This is a genomic window from Leptolyngbya sp. FACHB-1624 (genome assembly GCF_047649235.1).
GTDB classification, from domain to species: domain Bacteria; phylum Cyanobacteriota; class Cyanobacteriia; order Leptolyngbyales; family Leptolyngbyaceae; genus Leptolyngbya; species Leptolyngbya boryana.
The window spans coordinates 1925040-1943994 of the sequence record NZ_CP180258.1; the positions used below are offsets into that span (position 1 = coordinate 1925040).

Consider the following 18955-nt stretch of genomic DNA (forward strand, 5'->3'; position numbering starts at 1 on the left):
CCTAATCTCTCAGCCCTAACTTATGTTAAAAGAACTGATTAAAACTCAGGTTTCCACGAAAGAAATTGCCTTTAAGCCGGGTGGTGATCCAGTTGCTTTTGAAGTCAGTGTGCTGAATCATAGTACCCAGTTTGCGACTTTTCAACTGGAAATACTCGCAGCAGGGGTGGATGAAGTCGATCATCACTGGTATCGGTTGTCGCCAGAGGTTTGTAGTAAAACCCCACCCGGCGATCGCACAGTTTTCCAAGTCAAAATTCTCAAAAATCCGATTCCAGGATTTGTTGGACAAGTGAATCTTACAGTTCGGGTTTTCTCGCTCGATCTGGCAACCGAGACGAAACAATCAATACGCTTGACTCTAGAGCAAGGTTCTGAAGCTGTTCCCTTGGTGGTTGATCTGCTTTTAAACAAGATTCAAACTTATTCGGGCGATTTAATTGAGCTTTTAGTGCGCACAGATAATCCTGGACAGGTGCCTGTCCGTGCGACGCTGCGCTTGCACGGATTAGCTCCAGAATGGTTTGCTCATGGCGTGGAGCAAACTATTCAAGTCCAGCCTGGACGAACATTAGAATCTATTTTTCTCTGTCAGCCTCCGGTCGAAACTGCTCAAAGTCAGGTGTATCCGTTCCAGGTCGAAGCGGAGATCGAAAATGGTGTGAGTAGCAGCGATTCAGGCACGCTTGAGATTTTACCGACAGGTGCGGCTGATTTTCGCTGTACAGTTCGTCAGCAAAAGATTCCCTTACACTTCCTCGAATTTTTCCAACGGACTGGAACTGCGACTTATCGACTAGAGCTAGAAAATGCAACGAATGTGTCTCAAGATGCTCATATTGAAGTAGATTCTGGCTTTGTTACTTCTGATGAGATTGAAGTTCTTCCAAAGCTAGCTGAACTTCATCCCTATGAAACTCAGCAGTTTCAACTGATAGTTAAAAAACGTCGATCGTGGATCGGACGAACTCAATCTGGAATGCTATCTGTTCGAGCAGTGTGCTCAGACGCTCGGATTAGAACTCAAAACGAATTGCAAGCTTTAGAGTTGAAAGTTGCTCCGATGATTTCGGTGTGGTGGCTTTCTGCGATCGCATTTTTTACAATCCCTGTTCCGCTCTGGATTTCCTCTTGTTACAATCCCCACAATCCGCGCTGTGGGCATTCAGGAGCCGTTGCCTCAGTTCAGTTTAATGGCACCGCAGAACAGGCGATTTCAGGCTCGATTGATCAATCGCTCAGGCGCTGGTTGACTGCCGGATTCTTTAATCCGCTTGTGTCCCAAGAAATGGGCATTGTTTCAAAAACCAGCCAGGCAGTTCGAGTGATCCGCTATCAACCGATCGACAATAATCGCATTGCCGCAGGTCTAGAAAATGGAGAGATTCAACTGATCAATCTGCTCAAACAGAATTCTGCGCCCGATAGTATCTTTAGGCTAGGAGCGGGCGATCGCGTTTTTGATCTGAGATTTAGCAACGATTCTCAATACCTATTCAGTGGTCATGGTAGTGGAGCCGTTGCCCAATGGAAACTGAGCAGTGCGAGTCTGAATACCAAGCCCGAACAAACCTTAACGGTCAATTTTGCGGTTTCTGCTTTAGCGTTAGTCGGAGAGCAACAATTAGCGATCGCGGGACGATTCAATCGCTTAGAACTTTGGAATTGGAGCCGTAAACAACACAAGCCCATTCGCTACCCGGTTGCAGGAGGGCAAAACCAATATATTCAAAGCCTAGCAAGCGCGAAAGCAAAACCTAACCTCATGGCATCTGCCGATAATCAAGGAACGATTACGCTTTGGAACCTGAAGGAATGCCTTGATTCGCAGCAGCCCTGTCAAGTCATCGAACAGTGGTCAGATGGGCATGGTGGGCAACCAGTCCGCAGTGTCGCCTTGAGTCCCAATGGTTGCTATCTTGCGAGTGCTGGTGCAGATGGCACAGCAAAGCTATGGGCACTTTCGCCGAATGGTCATCGGGCTGAACATCCTGACTCTGGCAAAGTCATCCAAAAGTCGTTGCGATCGACCGCCGGGATTGAGAGTGTGGATGTGGCGATTGTGAAAGATCAGGTGTTGGTGCTGAGTGGAGGTGCAGATACTCAGGTGCAGATGGATCAAGTGAACCGATTTAAGAATTTGGAGTGCGATCGTGATTAGTGCTGCGAAACATCCTAGCTTAGAAGAACTCTTGCAGTTGCCCATTCACCAACGTCGCCTAGTGAATTGGCTGATGCGTCATTCGGGTTCGACACTCTCGGAAATTGCCACAGCTTTGGGAGGGCAGCGGGCTGAAATTCAGCAAGAGTTAGAGGCTCTGATTGCACAGGGATTTTTGCAAGAAACCCGTTTTGCAGGTCAATCTCTGTATAGCTCTAATTTGCAGCCTATTCGCGATCAGGATGCTCATACTGATCAAAATTTACCGATCTCTAAGCCATTAGTTGCGATCGTCAATTCGTCGGGTCACGATACTGTCATTCCCGGCACCTCTTTTACGCTAGATGTCAGTATTCGCAACCAAGGCGATCATCACGCCATCATTGATGTGTCTCTAGAAGAGATGGCTCCAGAACTTGCAGCGTGGTGTCTTAGTCCGCAAGAATCTCTAGCACTCGGGGCACAGCAGGCAGGAGATGTGTCTTTTGAATTTCACATTCCGGCGGCAGCATTTCCAGCGACGTATAGTTATACGATCGTGGTCGATGCTCTCCAGCATTATCCAGAGTTTCCAGCGATTCAGTGCCAGCAGAAGCTAGAAGTCTTAGCAGCAGTTCAAGCAAGCGCGAGTGCGAGTGATCCGACCTTTGCAATTCAACCTGCGACGAGTGTAACTCAGCCTGCGATCATACAGCCTGGCGCGGCACTGCAAGTGCAAATCATGGTGCAAAATCGCTCTGATCGCGTCGATCGGTTTCGATTTGTCTGCAATGACTTGCCGCAAGCCTGGTGGAAAGTCATTTATCCGCAGGCAGTTCAACTGTCTGGATTTATTTTAGAATCAGACTGCCTCAATCTAAATCCAGGCGAGCAAGATCAAATTCTACTGATTGTGACTCCGCCGCTGACTGCAACCGCAGGCAATTATATTCCAACGCTGCAAATCAAATCTGATAACTATTCCGATCTTTCATTCGTTGATCTGCTCTACTTGCAGATTACGCCTGTCTACTCACTTCAGGCTGAACTGCGGACACTGAGCAATCGCATTAAGCAACAAAATGGATTGTTCCAGGTTCGCTTAACGAATCAAGGAAATACTCAACGTCAGCTTACGATTCATGCCCAAGAAGTTGACGCGCAAGCAGTCTGTAACTATATTTTAGACTCTCCAACCGTTGAGCTAGCGGCTCATAGTACGGCAACGTTAGATTTGAGAGTCCAGCCTAAACAAGGGTGGCGCAGACCTTTAGTCGGTGGCGGGCAGGTCATCAATTTTAACGTCAACTTTCAGGATGAGCAGAAACATCCGATCATGCCCGAAACGGCTCCTGGGTTGGTGATTTGGGAAGCTCGCCCATTTTGGCAAATTCTACCTCTGATTTTGGCAGGAGTCTTAGGGGTTGGAGCTATCGCATATCTTCTCTGGTTTTTTCTCATCCGCACTCCCGAATCTCCGAAAATCGTAGACTTTGCTCCAGAAGATACACAGTACGCAGCCCTGAGCAGCGATGTCGTGCACCTCACTTGGCGAATTCGTGAACCGCATCGAATTCAAGCGCTCAAGCTCGTCGGCTTAACTACTGATGGCAAGCCTGCAACGCTGCCGACCGTTTATGATTTTAGCCGTGGGCTACCCGATGTGCTGAAACCAGTCTGTACGATGCAAGTTGATTGGTTAGTCTGCCGGAATGTTCGCACGAATGCGCGCAAAGCAGGAGAGTATGTATTTGAATTGACGATCGAGCCGAAACCGTTTCGCAATGCGACTGGAGAGAGTAAGAAAACGCCTCCTGTCAAGATTGAACCGATGCCGACGGCTCAGATTGTAAGTTTTGCTTCGACACAGCCGATCTATCAGGAGGTTCCGAAATTTGATCCAAGCGATCCAAAAGTTAAAAATCAACCCAAGTTAGAGCCTGCTGAAGTGCGGTTAAATTGGGCGATCGCGAATCCTGCTCAATTGCAAACGCTGCAATGGATTGGACGTACGGCAGATGGAGCCGTGGTTAGTCCAGTTCAATCTTTTGATTTTAGTCAAGGTGTGCCTGAGCCGCTGAAACCTTTTTGTAAGCTTGATGCTCAGTTAGTCTGTCAGGCCGTTAAAACGGGACTGGGCAAGCCTGGAGACTATGTTTTTGAACTAACGACGATTTCTAAGACGGGGGAAGTTTCTCAGCCCCGTAAAAGTGAATTGATTAAAATTCTACCGAAGCCCCCTCGAATTCTGAGTTTGAAGCTCAATGGTCAGGAAGCACAGCCGAAATATGTTGTTGCGATCGTTCCAGGTCAGCCGAATTTAATGGTGTCTCTGGCGTGGAAAATTGATACGAGTGCAGGAAGTAAAGTTGAACTCCTGCCTACACCTGGCAGTATTCCACCGGAAGGATCGGTGACTTTGCCACTGGCAGCTAAACCCGGAAATCTGATGTTCACATTGCAGGTTACTAGCCCGACGGGGCAGCAGGTTGTCAGAGCGATCCAAGTTGAGATGTTCGATCCGAATGCACAAGATCCAGCAGCAGTGGCAGCAGCAGCAGCGACAGCCGCCTTATCTGCAAAGCAGGCGGAAGCAGGTACGTCGGATGAGAACGGAGGAAATAGCTTGCTTCCCGTTCCTTCTGTGCCTGATATACTCTCTCCTTTAGAAGCTCCGCCTGAGTTTGGGCAGTAAAAACTTAGCTTCTGGTGGAATTTGGAGCGATACAAATTCCACTAGAAGCATCAACGCAATAGGTTGACTAGATTCCAGGAATTTCTGAGACGTGGCTTTTCAATTCTTCTACTGAAAAGCGCACGACTTCTTGCCATTCCTCAGTCGTAAATTCATAACCTCGCTCACCCGCAAGTTTGACAAAGGTATCGACATCCGGTGCTGTATTTAACTCATCTCGCAAACTTGGATTCATTTGCGCTGCCCGAAATAGCTTGACTACTTGTTCCTTTGCCATGATTGACTCCATTTGCTAAAACTGCACGGATTGTTCTCGATCGAGTGCTTTGACAATCTTATTTCAGCAATCCAAAACTGCAACAAACTTTTTCTCCGTAATGCTATCGTTGATGATCTTTCAACATACATCTACCCTTCAGATCGAGATTGTATGTTTCTTCTTAAGTAGGTATCGGGCGAATGCTGCCGATCATTTCTTCTATCCAACAACGAATTTTCAATTCCTACTTCCGGCAGTCTCCCGCTGAACTCCGCCAAGCTAGATTTGATCGGCTCTACACAGTGGCTCTGTTCCGCCCTGATCTCGATGCAATTCGATCGCAATGGTTCCCGCCCGAATCCGTTCAACCTGAACTGGATAAATCTAGCAGTCATTCGATTTTTGATTCAATTTATCAACAATATCGCTGTACTCAAGGTGATCCGCTCCGCTGTCGAGAAACCTCCAAAACCTTACACTGCGAAACCTGTAAATTCCCCACTCAACTGCCTCAACAATCCCGTATTGCAGGTCAATTTGGTCAATATCAAATCGAACATTGGATCGATCGACAAGGCATGGCGAGAGTCTATGCTGCTACCCAAACTGAGACGAAGCAGGCGATCGCATTAAAAGAATATATTTTCCCTGATCAATACTTCAATTCAACAGATCGCTACCGTCAGAAAGATACTTTCAAACGACTGTCCGGATTAACCCTAGCAGATGGGCGCTCCCAAGATGCTCGATTACTCTGCCCGATTGAAACAATTGCTGATCCAACGACTGAACGCTGCTATTTAATTTTCGACGATCGCTATCATTTCCCGACGCTAAAAGCGTATTTATCAGAAACAGGTGCCATGCCTGCAAAGTTAGTACAGCAAATCCTGAATCAGATTCTACAAACGTTAGAACTGCTTCATGTACAACGATTTCGTCTTCCGGCTGGACAACTTCAAGCTGGAATGGCTCATGGTAATTTACGGCTCGATACTATTCGAGTTGCTCAGCAAGACGATTCACTCGGGTTGATACCCCCTACTGCACACGCATCCCCCACACTGTTTCTCTATCTTTCAGACCTAGCATTATGGGAAGATTTGAGCGTTCCGCCATTCATTAAGCTTCCGCCTCGAACGGTTGCGAGTGACTTAGTTGCAGTTGGACAAATTGGATTTTATCTTCTTCTCGGTGGACAGTTTGATGCCGCCGGAAAGCCATTTGATCCTGGTTCTCCAGAGCATTGGATGAATGTAGAGCCAGCGTTTAAGCACTGGCTATTACGATCGCTCGAAATGGAATCTCCGTTTGAAAGTGCTGCGATCGCTCGTCAAGCTCTACTGGATTTAGCTTCAGAACAGCAGATTGCCAAAGCTTCGGCTCAACTTGCTCCTGAGCCAAAAGATCGAATGCCAAAATTGGCGCTTCTTCTGCTTGGACTGGTGGGTGTTGTGGCACTAGGTGTGATGGCTTGGCGATTTTTGCCCAAAGCAGAATCAGCGGCAACTCAGTCTCCTGAAGCGCCTGCTCCTTGCTGTATCAATGCGGTTAGCATCCCACAAGGACAGTTCAAATATACCGCAGTTAAAAATGGAACTTGGAGCTATGTCCTGCAACAGCCTGATCTGATTGAGCAGGGTCAAACGCTAGAAGCAAAATTAAAAGCTGCCCAACCTAAATTGCAATTAGCATTAGAGCTATCCGATTCGATCGATCAAGCAGTTCAAAAAGTTCAGGCAAGAACAGTAGATTTTGCGATCGTGCCTCTTCCTCCGAACCAATCCGCAGACTTAGAGTATCAAGCGATCGCTTATGACGGATTAGCGGTCGTCGTTGCTTTTAGCTATGTTGAACGTCAGCAAGGGCTACCTAGTCAATTAAACGGGCAGCTTCATTTCGATCAATTAAAACAGATTTATCAAGCGAGAGTGAGTAACTGGCAGGAGCTTGGCGGATCTGCCTTACCGATTAAACTCTATGCTCCAACCGATGTAGAAGCCGTTCAGCTTTTTGAGAATCGAGTGTTGCAAGGTAAAAAACTTCCGAGCCAAGACGCAATTTCGGGTCAAGGCGTAACTCAACAGTCGCATTTTCCAATGTTGCGATCGATTCTCCGGGATTTTGAGGAAGGCAGAACTGGAGGAATTGGATTTGCGCCTTTGAGTAAAGTATTTGGACAATGTGCGGTTTATCCTTTATCTCTTCAAACCAAAGAGCACAAAGCGATCCAATTGCTCAAGCTTCCTCAAGAGCCAATTCGTCCAAGTACGGATTTGTGCAATCAAAAGGGAAGCTATTCGGCAAATCGCGAAGTGATGCGATCGCAACAGTATCCGCTGACTTATCCAATCGTGGTGATTTACTCGAAAGACAACGATCGATCAAAGATAGGCGCGAAATTTGCGGAAATTCTGAAGACTCAGGAAGGACAGAAATTACTCGCTCAAACGGGTCTAGTGCCATTACAAGATTAAAATTTTTGCCCGATTGCAGGTAGAAAACCATTTGCAGTCGGGCAAAAATTTGGCGATAGGAGAGTTGCTTTGAAAGTAGAAGAGTGTAGTTGTTTGCAAGTTATCAATTTGCTCTTTTTGACCCACAAACACATGCCTCGCAAACTCTAATGTCACGCGGTCAAGATGAAAATCGCAAGTGATAACGGAATCAAGAACGTTTTACTTCTTTTGTATCCAAACTTGTAAGCCTTCAAGTCTGCGCGATTCACCTCGCGTGCCACAAAATTGACCATTCGATCGCACAGGGGTATCGCCAATATCCTGTAAGTGGCAGAAGTAATTGACGTTATAGTTTGCGGCGGCAGAACCCGTTAACCGAATAGCAAAGCCTTCTAACCTTTGAGACTTGCCTCTTGTTCCAACGAATTGACCACTTCCTACCCAAGGTGTATCTCCTATATCCTGGATGTGCGCCATATACTCAATGCCCAGACCCGGGATTGAATCAGAAATTTGCAGAGAGAAGCCTTCTAAGCGTCGTGATTCACCTCTTGTTCCCGCAAAAGCATCATTCTGAAATGGGACATCACCGATATTTTGCAGATGCACGATTCCTCGTAAGCTTACCTTTTGAGGTGTAGTCGGAGGATTTACAGATGCATTGCCAGCACAAGCGCCTTTTTCACCAGGTTGTTTCATAAAGATCTGACGATAAGCATTGCAATCTTGGGCAAAGACCATTCCGCTTGCCCACTGATTGTCCCCATCCAAAGTACTAATAAAGCCGAGCATGACATTAGGTTGCTGAAGGCGCGCGGAACTCTTCAAATCGCTGAGTAGGCGATTCACTTCGCTTTGACCCAGTAGGATGAGTTTGCTCATCACGATCGTATTGTAAGCCGCAGGAACGACATTGGCATTGAAGGATTCGCTCGGGTTGGTGTAACCTGTGTCCTTAATTTTTAGGTAATTGGCGTTGAAGCTTTTCAAGTTGGTATTTTCTCCAGATCCACGACCTAACACCTGATCAAAGTATTTGTCTGGACTTGTGAGATACTCCTTCAGTTCTTGCTTGGTCATCCCGATCGCAGATTTCAGCATTGTATTCAGCAGATCTTCCTTCAGTTTACGGATCGGTTCTAAGAGAAAGTCTGGTGTAATCGCATCGACGATACTGCTGATGGCATTAGCTGTCAAACCCACAAAATCAGGCGCTCCCGACATGGAGAGCAAATGATCAGTGACATATTTCTGTAACACTGCTTCAGCTCGCTGCGTATCTGCCGATCGCGAAGTATTAAAAAATAATGCTTTTGCAACTTCATGGCTGACCCCAGGCCAAGCTTTCAGACCACTATCAATATCATCCCGCCAAGCTTCTTTGTACGTGACTTGAATTCCGTTCGTCGCAACGTAAGTACCTTTTTCAGCCAGGATCGCAACTCGGCTACAGCTAAAATCCAGAGGTTTGCAGGCATTAGCGCGGCGATCGTAGTCTGCCTTCTTGGCATAGTAAGCACTGATATCGCGCTGAAGATTAGCCCGCAGCGTTGAATAAATTCGAGGAACAGACAGATCTGTACCTGTTCCTCCGGCTCGTAGCAACTGACCATCGAGAACTGTCCCTGGTCGAGCGTCGATCATGTTTTGATAAATGAAATCGCTGACTCCATCAATGCTGACATTGAAAAAATTCCGATCCATTGCGCGGGCATCGACTCGTTTGTCAGTGTAGCCCTCTACGACAATATGCTTTACTGCATTAGCAGGTCCCTCAGGAGGTGTGATGGCAAAGGAGCCGCCTGAGAAATTATTCACAAAGGTATGTCCGAACATATCTCCTGCTGCATGAGTGAGATAGCCGACTGTAAATGCTCGGATTGCTGAAGTATTTGCAGTGTTGGCTCGACCCCATAAGTAGGCTAACCATGCATTAGGTCCTCCTGCAATTTTTGTCTCTGAAGCCGATGGGTGGATCACTTGCTGTCCGGTCAAAATATCGGGATAGGCATCAGGACCCAAAATTCCAGCTCGGTATTGAGGTGCATTGCTCCGGAGAGCAGCAAGAATTGTGGGATCAACTTGGTAAGTTCCGACTTCTCCAGTCACTTGCCCGTTATTATAGTCCACGCGAGGAATTGTAACTTTGCCGTCATCTAATGCATCATCCAGTGCTTGTTTGCCCAGATAGACGTGAGTTGTTGGCTTCCAAGCCCAAGCTGCTGCGGGGTATGATACTAAACTGATAGCAATAGCAATAATAATAAGTAAGCTAAGATTACATACCTTCAGTCTATGCCAGAGAGAATAAAACGTTGGTAGCATGATGATTAGGTCGTTACTAAATTGTAAATGCCCCCAAGTCATGTAAGCTCTTAAGAACTCGCAATTTCTAGGAAATGCTTCCTAAGCCTACTGGTTACTGCCGTAAATTATGGGTGTTCTTATTTATACTTAAATTTCGCGATCGAAATATCGATCTGCCGAGTTGAGTGAGAATTGAGAATTCCGTTAGATTCCAAAAATCTTGAAGACGAAAGATTTCTTGTCACGAAGAAGTTACGGAGAAGAGAACTTCGGCCACGACGGATCAAGAGCTTGCTTCGGCTCGCAAGGTTTACTTTTATCAACACAAACTTTCGGTTGCTTAGCTCGTTGCTCCTCTGCGATCACCAACTTTAAAGTCGATTGCGCGATCGCTTGATTCGGATTTAATTTCAACGAAGCTTGCAAAGTTGCCTGTGCCTCTGGATATTGTTTCAAATTCCACAATGCAACACCTTTCCCCGTCATTGCTTCTGCACTTTTCGGATTGAGCTTCAACACTCGATCGTAAGCTACAATTGCATCTCTGTACTTGTTCATCGCAGTAAGTGCGATCGCACGATTAAACCAAGATGGAATGAATTGCGAATCTAATGCGATCGCGCGATCGGCTGAATCTAAAGCTTGTTCATACTGTCTCAAATGCCAGAGTACGGCACTTCGATTTGCCCAAGCAGAAACGTGGCGCGGATTTAATTTCAAAACTTGATCGTATGCTATGACGGCATCTGCATAATTTTTGGTTGCTCTGAGAATCGTCGCTCGATTAAACCAAGCCGAGACATAAGTTGGATTGAGCCGAATCGCTTCTTGAGTCGCCGCGATCGCTTCTGGATATCGCTGTAAAACCCACAGTGCCACACTGCGATTGCTCCAAGCTTCTGCATAGGTTGGAGCAATCCCAACGGCTCGATTTGCTGATGCTAATGCTTCTTCTGCTTGTCCTAAATTCAACAAAGCCTGTCCACGCTGATCCCAAGCTTGAGCTGCGCCCCATCGTCCCCACTGTCTATCTCCCTGAATTGCTTGATCACAAGCTGTCAATGCTTCTTTAAACTGTCGCAAGCGATTCAACATGGCACAGCGTCCGACCAATGCCACTGATAGTTTCTCTTTCAGTTGAATCGCTCGATTGTAAGATGTGAGTGCTTCAGCAGTTCGATCTAACTCTTCTAAAACCAGGGCTTGAGCATTCCAAGTTAAGGCATCATTTGCATCAAACTTAATCGCTTGATCAAAAGCCGCGATCGCAGAAGTCAACTGATTCGATAACCGATAGGCATTTCCCGCATGATACCAAGCAAATGCAGGACTCTTATCTCCCCAACGTCCATTTCCAGCTAAAGCAGTTTGACAAGAGATAACCGCATCTTCGTAGCGTTTCAACTGCGTTAATGTTTCACAGCGATATGCCAAAGTAATTGAATCTTTTTCTTCTAGCAGTAATGTGCGATCGTAAGCATTCAAAGCTTGCTCAAATTGTCCTTGCTGGCTTAAAATCATGCCGCGATTTAGCCAAGCTAGATAAGGAGATTTTCGTCCCCAGTTTCCATCAATCTTGAGTGCTTGGTTACAGTTATCAAGTCCTTCATCCTGGCGATTTAACGCTGAAAACGCCATACATCGATAGGTCATCGCGAGGGATATTTTTGGATCAAACTTTAAAGCGCGATCGGCAGATGCGATCGCATCAGGATATTTTTTCAGCTTTAACAAAACATTGCTATGCTCTGCCCAAATTCCAGCATCTTTTGGACGGAGTACGATCGCTTGTTCACAAGCAGCTAAAGCTTCCTCATACTTTTCTGAATCGGCAAGTAACCCACATAGATTTGACCAGTAATCAAAGTCTTTCAGTTTATCTTGAAGTGCAATTGCCGGAAAAGACAAGGCGACCTGCATCGCAGCCATCCACAAACCAGCACTAAGAAGGCGAAGAATATCCTGCATGATCAGTTTTTAGAACTTTGTTCTGGTCAAGTTTATCCACAGTAATATGGTAGCTCTGGGCACTCAAATTCAAGCATTTTTGAGTAAATATACGATGAAAACAATGCTCCTAGCTCTGATTGGTTTTGCAATGCTCTGTACATCCGCTATGGCAGCAAAACCAGAACATATCAAACAGTTAAAAGAAACTCGGCAATGTGCTGGATGCAACCTAGAAAATGCGGATTTACGAGGCTTTTATCTGCGAGGCGCACAGTTACAAGGGGCAAATCTCCGAGGTGCGAATTTACGGAATGGTGATCTTCGAGGTGCATTTCTCAATCAAGCAAATCTCACGAATGCTGACCTGCGAGGTGCCAACTTAGAAGATGCTGATTTAGACAAGGCTCATCTCGAAGGTGCGCAGCTTAAGCAAGTTAGATTTAGCGATCGTACGGTCTTAGCTGAGAAATGGCGGTTAGTACATCAATTGATCAATCGTCCTAGAGAAGTTACGGATTTACAAAAAGTAGATTTAGCAGGCGCAAATCTCAATGGAGCAGATTTGAGAAATGCAAATCTTACTGGAGCCAATCTAGAACGAGCGACGCTGGAAGATGCACTGATCACGGATGCAATCTTAGATTCAGCACAGTTAAATCGAACCAGCTTTTTCATCAGTGATTTAAAGAATGCGAGTTTTGTCGCAGCAAACTTACAGCGATCGAATCTTCGAGCAACGGATTTACGTAACGCTATTTTTCAAAAAACAAATCTCAGCCAAGCGGATTTAAGTCATGCTTACCTCAGCGGCATTCGTTTGACTGAAAGTAATTTGAATGCAGCGAATTTAATGCGATCGACGCTGACCCATAGCCGCATTGAGCAAAGTCAATTGCGAGGAAGTAACCTATTCATGGCTGATCTTCGCGATGCCAGACTGATCGGCGTAGAGCTAACAGGAGCAAATCTACGCGGAGCGGATCTGAGTCGATCCGATCTCGCACACAGTAACTTTCAAAGCATCCAAATGCAAGGACTGAAATTACGTGGAGTCAATCTCAGAGGAGTCAATTTAAGCGGATTAAATTTGCAAGGCATTGACTTCAGCGGTGCAGACCTAAGTCATGCGGTCTTGAATCGAGCCAACCTAAGTGAAGCCAATCTGAAGGGTGCAAATCTCACTCATGCGAACCTGACGGAGGCAAACTTAACCAAAGCCGATCTCAGTGATGGAAATCTCAGTTATGCAAATCTCACTCGAACCAATTTTTCCCAAGCAAATCTAGACAAGGTGCGACTGAACGGCATTCAGCTTGAGTTTACCAACTTCTGCCAAGCAACGATGCCGGATGGTCGGAAGGCAGGGTGTTGAGAAGGGGGGATTATTGATTTTGCGGGGAGTGGGGAGATGGGGGAGACGTACGATCGCGATTCTTCTGCATGATTCATCTACTCCTTTTATCGGATTTCTTGACGCAGACTCCATGACGACAAGATTAACCCTTTAGAATAGAGAGAACGTATCTCATCGTGGCTTAATCTCACTGCTTATGTCTGTTCTGGCGGTAATCCTTCTTTTAGCGGTTCTGATTTTTGTTCATGAACTCGGTCACTTCCTTGCAGCAAGACTTCAAGGTATCTACGCGAATCGATTCTCGATCGGATTTGGTCCGATTCTGTGGAAATATCAAGGCGAGCAGACAGAATATGCACTCAGGGCTTTGCCACTGGGCGGATTTGTTGGCTTTCCCGATGATGATCCAGACAGCACTATTCCGCCCAATGATCCGAATTTGTTGAAAAATCGTCCGGTGCTTGATCGCGCAATTGTGATCAGCGCAGGGGTAATCGCAAACCTCGTTTTTGCTTATTTCATCTTGGTCGGACAGATGGCATTCGTTGGACTGCCGACGATCGACTACAATCCTGGCGTAATCGTGCCAGAAGCGATCGCTGAAGGCGTTGCAGCCGCAGCAGGTGTGCAAAACGGGGATGTCGTCACCGCCATTAATGGCAAACCTCTCGGTGCATCGGAAACGGCAATGAATACGTTGCGGCAAACGATCGAATCGAGCCCAGGGACACCGCTGCAACTCTCGATCGAGCGGAAAGGACAGCCCGTTAACGTCACTTTGACTCCCAAAGATGAAAGCGGTAAAGGCAAAATTGGAGTCAAATTACAGCCGCATTTCAAGACACAGCCGAACGGGAAAGTTGTTTATTACAAACATCCGTCTAACCCGATCGCGGTTTTCACAATGGCATCAAATGAGTTTCAGCGCATTGTAGTCTTGACCGTCGGTGGATTTGGACAACTCCTGAGCAACTTTAGAAATACCGCTGAGCAAGTCGCAGGACCAGTCGCGATCGTGGCAACCGGAGCGAGAATTGCCCAAACCGATTTTGCGAGTTTGTTCAACTTCACGGCTCTGATCAGCATTAACTTGGCGATTATTAACATCTTGCCTCTGCCTGCATTAGATGGCGGTCAACTGGCGTTTCTGCTCGTCGAAGGACTGCGAGGAAAACCCGTTCCTTCCAAAATCCAAGACGGCGTAATGCAGACCGGATTAGTGCTATTACTGGGATTAGGCGTTTTTCTGATCATCCGTGACACGGTGAATCTCATTCCACAGTGACAAGTCGAATTTCCGCAAAAAAACAACGAGCCTTAGAAATTCTGGCGCGGCTCAAACAGCTCTATCCAGAAGCTCCTTGTACTTTAGATTATGAAACTCCGGTTCAACTGATGGTAGCAACGATCCTTGCGGCTCAATGCACCGATGAACGAGTGAATACCGTAACGCCTGCCTTGTTTCGCCGTTTTCCTGATGCGGTGGCATTGGCAGGCGCTGACGTTTCTGAGTTAGAAACTTTAGTGCGATCGACGGGCTTTTACCGCAACAAAGCCAAAAATATCCAAGCCGCTTGTCAAATGATCATGGAAAAATTCGGCGGAGAAGTTCCGCGCTCCATGAAAGATTTGACGAGCCTGCCTGGAGTCGCCCGCAAAACGGCAAACGTGGTTTCGGCTCATGCCTTTGGCGTAAATCTGGGCGTAACGGTCGATACCCACGTGAAGCGATTATCGTATCGATTCGGGTTAACCAAACATACAGAACCCGTCAAAATTGAGCAGGATTTGATGAAACTATTACCCCAACCCGATTGGGAGAATTGGTCGATCCGCTTGGTTTATCATGGTCGTGCCGTTTGTAATGCGCGCAGTCCGCAATGCGATCGCTGTGTTCTCGTCGATATCTGCCCATCCGCCCATGTGGGGCAGCCCACGAAGAAGGTTGCGAATTTATCTGGAAATTGACTCACTAGAAACGAGCATTATTGAGTAGAATCAAAAATAGTGTCTTTTATCAAAGGGTTCAAAATTCATTCATGGCTAAGAAGAGCATGGTTGAGCGCGAGAGAAAGCGCGAACGTCTCGTTGAGAAGTACGCCGAAAAGCGTGCAGCTTTGAAAGAGCAGTTTGCGGCAGCTACGTCTCAATCTGAAAAGCTGGAGATTCACCGCAAAATTCAACAGCTTCCCCGCAACAGTGCAAAAGTTCGGGTGCGGAATCGCTGCTGGGCAACCGGTCGTCCGAGAGGCGTTTATCGTGATTTCGGGCTGTCACGCCACTGCATTCGCGAAATGGCACACGCGGGATTGTTGCCGGGTGTGGTTAAGTCAAGTTGGTAAGACGAGTTTAGAGTTTGGATTTTGGATGTCGTGAGATCACAGGCTTGCAGTCCAAAATCCGAAATTCTATTGTCCGCAACAGCGATCGATGCCTAAGCTATCCATTAACAGATCACTAACCGCGTTGGCGATCGCAAATTCACCATAAAAACTGTCAGAAAAATCATACGCCTGCATCTCTGAAATAATCGCGATCACCAGCGATCCGAGATCGTTTTCGTCTTCCATGCGTTGACGCATATAAATTTGAGCGGCGCGTTCTGCAATTCGATGATTTGCGGGTTCTGGAAGAAACTCTTCATCGAGCCACTGTTGCAATTTCGCTTGTAGCCAAACCGCCTCCTGCTCCGGATGTTTTGCAGGCGGTAATGTGATTGGTGGAATGGGTTCGACCATTGTGCGTTCCCCAGACTAACAAGATAATTCAAACTATATCGTAGATTCTTTATTTCAAAGCCTCCCCGGAGCCAGGTTATGCAAGTCGATGTGTCCTCGATTCTCGAAGGCTATGCTCAAGGCTATTTTTTAATGTCTGATGAGTCAGGTAAAGATTTAGCTTGGTATACCAGCCGCGAACGGACTCTAATTCCCCTCGACGATCAATTTAGATATCCCAAGTCGCTGCGGCGGGTATTGAATCAGAATCGCTTCACAGTTGAGATTAACAAAGCATTTATGGAAGTCGTAGAGGGATGTGCCAATCGCGAAACGACTTGGATTTCTAATGATTTGAAAGAAATTTATTGGATGCTATATCAGGAGGGATGGGCGCACAGCTTTGAAACTTGGCAAGATGGCAAGTTAGCAGGCGGAATTTTAGGCTTAGCTCTGAGAGGGGCGTTTATTGGGGAGTCGATGTTTTTTCGGATTCCAGATGGCTCGAAAGTGGCGATGGTGAAGCTAGTGGAACACTTGAGAGCGCGGAATTTTGTGTTATTTGATGCTCAGATGATGAATCCGCATCTAGAACGATTTGGCGCTTATGTGATTAATAATCGCGGCTACAAGGATCTGTTGCGGCAGGCTTTGGAGAGAGAGTGTTCGCTGATTTAATCCAGCGATTTAATCAAATTTGGGTGACCAAAGATCTTCGACTTTGACTTCCCAACCGGGGAGGAGTTCGGGGACGGTGATGATATCGCCATTGTGAAGGACGATCGCTTCTTGATTACTGCGACGAATTTCAACCCATTCTTTTTCGGGATTGATCAAGAGTCCGACTCTGGTTCCGAGGTTGAGAAAGTCATCGATTTTTTTTCTGAGTCCTGAAACACTATCACTTGGCGATTTGACTTCGACGGTGAGATCGGGAGTGATTTCAGCAAATTTCTGAGGACTGCGGCGTAATCGCTCGGCTTGAACAAATGAAGCGTCTGGAGCGCGGGTGTCAGAATTCGGCAGGGTAAAACCCGCACTCGAAGCTGTAACTCTTCCGAGTTTTCTGGGTCTGACCCAATTGCCAAGCTGCCGGATCATTTCGGCTGCAACTTCATCAGATTCGTAACCTGAAGGACTCATAACAATAATTTCTCCATTCACTAGCTCCATTCGATAGTCAGGGCAGTGCTGCTGGAGTACTTCTAAATCCTTAACGGTAAGTGCCATAACTGTTTTTAGAGTTTCTTCAATTATCAGCTAATTTTCTGCTCTGTGACTAATGTGAGGCTGACCCATTCCCCTTTATGGCTGTAGCTTCGCATCAAACGCTGACGCAGATCGGGCTGCAATAACCAACCTACTTCTAAAACAAAGGGATATCCTGATTTCACTTCGGTTGGGCAATTGGAAGAAGCTCCATCAGGGAGCATGACAATCTGACTGCCACTGTCAAACTTGAGAATCGTTCCTTCAATTAAGGCACTGGTTGTGATCGTGCGCCCGAACTGTAATTCTTGATTCAAGCGATCGCCTTCTCGCCAAACCTTTAAATCTGTTGTGTAAGTATCAGGAGATCGCCAATCTGGATAAATCGTCGTTGCGGCTCCTTTCCAAGTTCCGATCAAATCTTCAACCTGAAGCGGCGGACGTTCTAGAGTCTCGGATTCTGCAAGCTTTTCGCGAATGAGTGTTAATCCAGAAAGCTGCGATTGTTTGTCAAAGAGTTGAACTAAACGCAATCGACGATCGCCATGAATCAATCCTAGCTCTGCCCCAAATTCGGAAAAAGGCGCGCGCTGAATGGAGCCGAACGAAAACGCGCCGTTCTCAAAGAACAGAATATTTCGACCGAGCGTACTGTATTCCAGAACTTTCTCGCTTACGGGCTGATCTGCTGGCTCTAGGCGGACAATTTGCCGCATGGTTCGATTGTCATTGAGTCCCGTGAAAGACACGATCGAGGGAGTATCTTCAATCAATTCCCCAGAGGGCGAAAGCCGTGTAAATGAACCATGCCAAGCCCCTAGATTCTCCAGCAAACAGTCCCATTGAGACTTCATTCAATGCTCCTAAATTTTTGCAAATCGCCGCACAGCGAAGATACTACCCAGGAGTCCAACAAGTCCACCAAACGTCAGCAAAATTAAAGGTAGCGCAATCAAATCGATCGGGCGAGTGGCTCCCGTCGTCAGAAATTGAACAAACTCAGCTTGTCCACTCAGTTGATTGCGAATCAGTTTTTGAATGCCTTGAATCAGAGCAAATGCGATCGCCGAGCCAAAAATCCCAAATGCCACTCCCTGCGCCAAGAATGGCAAATAAATCCAGCTTCGAGTTGCGCCAACTAACTGCATAATCTCAATTTCTTTTCGACGTGCGACCACGATAAACCGAATCGTTGTATTGATCACCGCGATCGCAGTTGCAGTCAACAGTCCCACGATCGCCGTACTGACTCGATTAAATCCTGTGTTGAGTTGAGCAATCCGCTGCACGGCTTCACTCACGTACTGCACTTCATCGACTCCGCGCACTTTTTTTAATTTCTCTGCCAGAGCCGGAACCACTTCCGACGATCGCGCTTTCACTTTCAATTCATCGACCAGTGGATTGCCTTCAAGCTGCTGCGTTGCATCTCGTAAATTCGATAAGCCGAGTTCTTTTACCAATCGGCTCCAAGCTTCTTCCTTGGTCACATCCTCAACTGACGCAACTTCAGGAAATCTCTCAACAGTCGATCGCAACACATCTGCTGACACCCCGGTTTCGAGATAGGCTGACACTTCAAGCTGGCTACCAAACTGAGTTAATAAACTCTCTAGTTGCCAAGAAGCCTGTAAACTCATTCCGAACAAAAACAGCAGCACAGTCACCATACTGACCGCTGCCCAATTCATCCAGCCTCCACGTCGCAATCCTAAAAACGTTTCCCGCAGCAAATACTCTAACTTTGTGAAGAACCGCATCGCGCCATGTCTCTCTTTCAGTGCGAAGACCCTTGTAGCCTGCTCAATTGAATCGGGCATCCGAAATTGCCGTGGGATGCGAGATGTTTTCAACTGAAACTTCCT

The 18955-nt window shown here is 46.7% G+C and carries 15 protein-coding genes; 8 read left to right on the plus strand and 7 right to left on the minus strand.

Translation table 11 applies throughout. From position 1 onward, the window contains the following. Positions 1-22 precede the first annotated feature (22 nt). Together ACMUEV_RS08955 and ACMUEV_RS08960 are read left to right on the plus strand one after the other, a co-directional pair. Positions 23-2161 carry a hypothetical protein gene (locus ACMUEV_RS08955; protein WP_190651223.1) on the plus strand — a complete coding sequence of 713 codons (2139 nt, stop codon included), beginning with the start codon at positions 23-25 and terminating at the stop codon, positions 2159-2161. After that, entirely contained in the window at positions 2154-4835 is a 2682-nt protein-coding gene (locus tag ACMUEV_RS08960) for a hypothetical protein (protein WP_190651225.1), read from the plus strand. The genes ACMUEV_RS08955 and ACMUEV_RS08960 overlap by 8 nt, the downstream gene beginning before the upstream one ends. 67 nt (positions 4836-4902) lie before the next feature. Here ACMUEV_RS08960 and ACMUEV_RS08965 read toward each other — a convergent pair whose 3' ends face one another. Next, on the minus strand, positions 4903-5112 hold the full coding sequence (locus ACMUEV_RS08965; protein WP_017289452.1) for a Nif11-like leader peptide family natural product precursor: 210 nt from the start codon (positions 5110-5112) through the stop codon (positions 4903-4905). 182 nt (positions 5113-5294) lie between these two features. Between ACMUEV_RS08965 and ACMUEV_RS08970 the strand changes: the two genes are divergently transcribed. Continuing rightward, positions 5295-7571: a substrate-binding domain-containing protein gene (locus tag ACMUEV_RS08970; RefSeq protein WP_190651227.1), complete on the plus strand. Its 2277-nt coding sequence runs from the start codon at positions 5295-5297 to the stop codon at positions 7569-7571. A gap of 201 nt (positions 7572-7772) precedes the next feature. Here the strand turns inward: ACMUEV_RS08970 and ACMUEV_RS08975 are convergent, their stop codons facing one another. Beyond that, on the minus strand, positions 7773-9878 hold the full coding sequence (locus tag ACMUEV_RS08975; protein WP_190651228.1) for a hypothetical protein: 2106 nt from the start codon (positions 9876-9878) through the stop codon (positions 7773-7775). Positions 9879-10112: 234 nt separating this feature from the next. Further along, positions 10113-11828: a tetratricopeptide repeat protein gene (locus ACMUEV_RS08980; RefSeq protein ID WP_190651229.1), complete on the minus strand. Its 1716-nt coding sequence runs from the start codon at positions 11826-11828 to the stop codon at positions 10113-10115. A 94-nt stretch (positions 11829-11922) separates the two neighbouring features. On the opposite strand from ACMUEV_RS08980, the gene ACMUEV_RS08985 reads away from it, so the two are divergent. The 4 genes from ACMUEV_RS08985 (at position 11923) to rpsN (ending at position 15506) form a co-directional block, all read left to right on the plus strand. Further along, the gene (locus ACMUEV_RS08985) at positions 11923-13182 is read left to right on the plus strand and encodes a pentapeptide repeat-containing protein (RefSeq protein ID WP_242044415.1); all 1260 of its coding nucleotides are present in this window, start codon (positions 11923-11925) and stop codon (positions 13180-13182) included. Between the two features lie 178 nt (positions 13183-13360). Then, entirely contained in the window at positions 13361-14449 is a 1089-nt protein-coding gene (rseP, locus tag ACMUEV_RS08990; protein WP_017289446.1) for an RIP metalloprotease RseP, read from the plus strand. Continuing rightward, positions 14446-15132, plus strand: coding sequence for an endonuclease III (nth, locus tag ACMUEV_RS08995; RefSeq protein WP_190651233.1), 687 nt, complete (start codon positions 14446-14448; stop codon positions 15130-15132). Before rseP ends, nth begins: the two co-directional genes overlap by 4 nt. A 71-nt stretch (positions 15133-15203) precedes the next feature. Continuing rightward, complete coding sequence (gene rpsN, locus ACMUEV_RS09000) at positions 15204-15506, plus strand: 30S ribosomal protein S14 (RefSeq protein ID WP_026148789.1); 303 nt, start codon at positions 15204-15206, stop codon at positions 15504-15506. Between the two features lie 66 nt (positions 15507-15572). Here rpsN and ACMUEV_RS09005 read toward each other — a convergent pair whose 3' ends face one another. Next, positions 15573-15902 carry a hypothetical protein gene (locus tag ACMUEV_RS09005; RefSeq protein WP_017289443.1) on the minus strand — a complete coding sequence of 110 codons (330 nt, stop codon included), beginning with the start codon at positions 15900-15902 and terminating at the stop codon, positions 15573-15575. A gap of 78 nt (positions 15903-15980) precedes the next feature. Between ACMUEV_RS09005 and aat the strand changes: the two genes are divergently transcribed. Beyond that, a complete protein-coding gene (aat, locus tag ACMUEV_RS09010) occupies positions 15981-16559 on the plus strand; it encodes a leucyl/phenylalanyl-tRNA--protein transferase (RefSeq protein ID WP_190651234.1) in 579 nt (192 codons plus the stop codon). Positions 16560-16568: 9 nt separating this feature from the next. Here the strand turns inward: aat and ACMUEV_RS09015 are convergent, their stop codons facing one another. The 3 genes from ACMUEV_RS09015 to ACMUEV_RS09025 are packed head-to-tail and all read right to left on the minus strand — an operon-like array spanning position 16569 to position 18910. Beyond that, positions 16569-17111, minus strand: coding sequence for a Uma2 family endonuclease (locus ACMUEV_RS09015; RefSeq protein WP_190651235.1), 543 nt, complete (start codon positions 17109-17111; stop codon positions 16569-16571). Between the two features lie 26 nt (positions 17112-17137). Next, complete coding sequence (locus ACMUEV_RS09020; protein WP_190651242.1) at positions 17138-17944, minus strand: DUF3598 family protein; 807 nt, start codon at positions 17942-17944, stop codon at positions 17138-17140. Between the two features lie 9 nt (positions 17945-17953). Beyond that, positions 17954-18910 carry a cell division protein FtsX gene (locus tag ACMUEV_RS09025; RefSeq protein WP_199329488.1) on the minus strand — a complete coding sequence of 319 codons (957 nt, stop codon included), beginning with the start codon at positions 18908-18910 and terminating at the stop codon, positions 17954-17956. Positions 18911-18955 lie beyond the last annotated feature (45 nt).

Coding starts and splice junctions, on each gene's coding strand:
- ACMUEV_RS08955 (WP_190651223.1), top strand. CDS start 23: ATGTTAAAAGAACTGATTAAAACTCAGGTTTCCACGAAAGAAATTGCC.
- ACMUEV_RS08965 (WP_017289452.1), bottom strand. CDS start 5,112: ATGGCAAAGGAACAAGTAGTCAAGCTATTTCGGGCAGCGCAAATGAAT.
- ACMUEV_RS08970 (WP_190651227.1), top strand. CDS start 5,295: ATGCTGCCGATCATTTCTTCTATCCAACAACGAATTTTCAATTCCTAC.
- ACMUEV_RS08975 (WP_190651228.1), bottom strand. CDS start 9,878: ATGCTACCAACGTTTTATTCTCTCTGGCATAGACTGAAGGTATGTAAT.
- ACMUEV_RS08980 (WP_190651229.1), bottom strand. CDS start 11,828: ATGCAGGATATTCTTCGCCTTCTTAGTGCTGGTTTGTGGATGGCTGCG.
- ACMUEV_RS08985 (WP_242044415.1), top strand. CDS start 11,923: ATGAAAACAATGCTCCTAGCTCTGATTGGTTTTGCAATGCTCTGTACA.
- rseP (WP_017289446.1), top strand. CDS start 13,361: ATGTCTGTTCTGGCGGTAATCCTTCTTTTAGCGGTTCTGATTTTTGTT.
- rpsN (WP_026148789.1), top strand. CDS start 15,204: ATGGCTAAGAAGAGCATGGTTGAGCGCGAGAGAAAGCGCGAACGTCTC.
- ACMUEV_RS09005 (WP_017289443.1), bottom strand. CDS start 15,902: ATGGTCGAACCCATTCCACCAATCACATTACCGCCTGCAAAACATCCG.
- aat (WP_190651234.1), top strand. CDS start 15,981: ATGCAAGTCGATGTGTCCTCGATTCTCGAAGGCTATGCTCAAGGCTAT.
- ACMUEV_RS09015 (WP_190651235.1), bottom strand. CDS start 17,111: ATGGCACTTACCGTTAAGGATTTAGAAGTACTCCAGCAGCACTGCCCT.
- ACMUEV_RS09020 (WP_190651242.1), bottom strand. CDS start 17,944: ATGAAGTCTCAATGGGACTGTTTGCTGGAGAATCTAGGGGCTTGGCAT.
- ACMUEV_RS09025 (WP_199329488.1), bottom strand. CDS start 18,910: ATGCCCGATTCAATTGAGCAGGCTACAAGGGTCTTCGCACTGAAAGAG.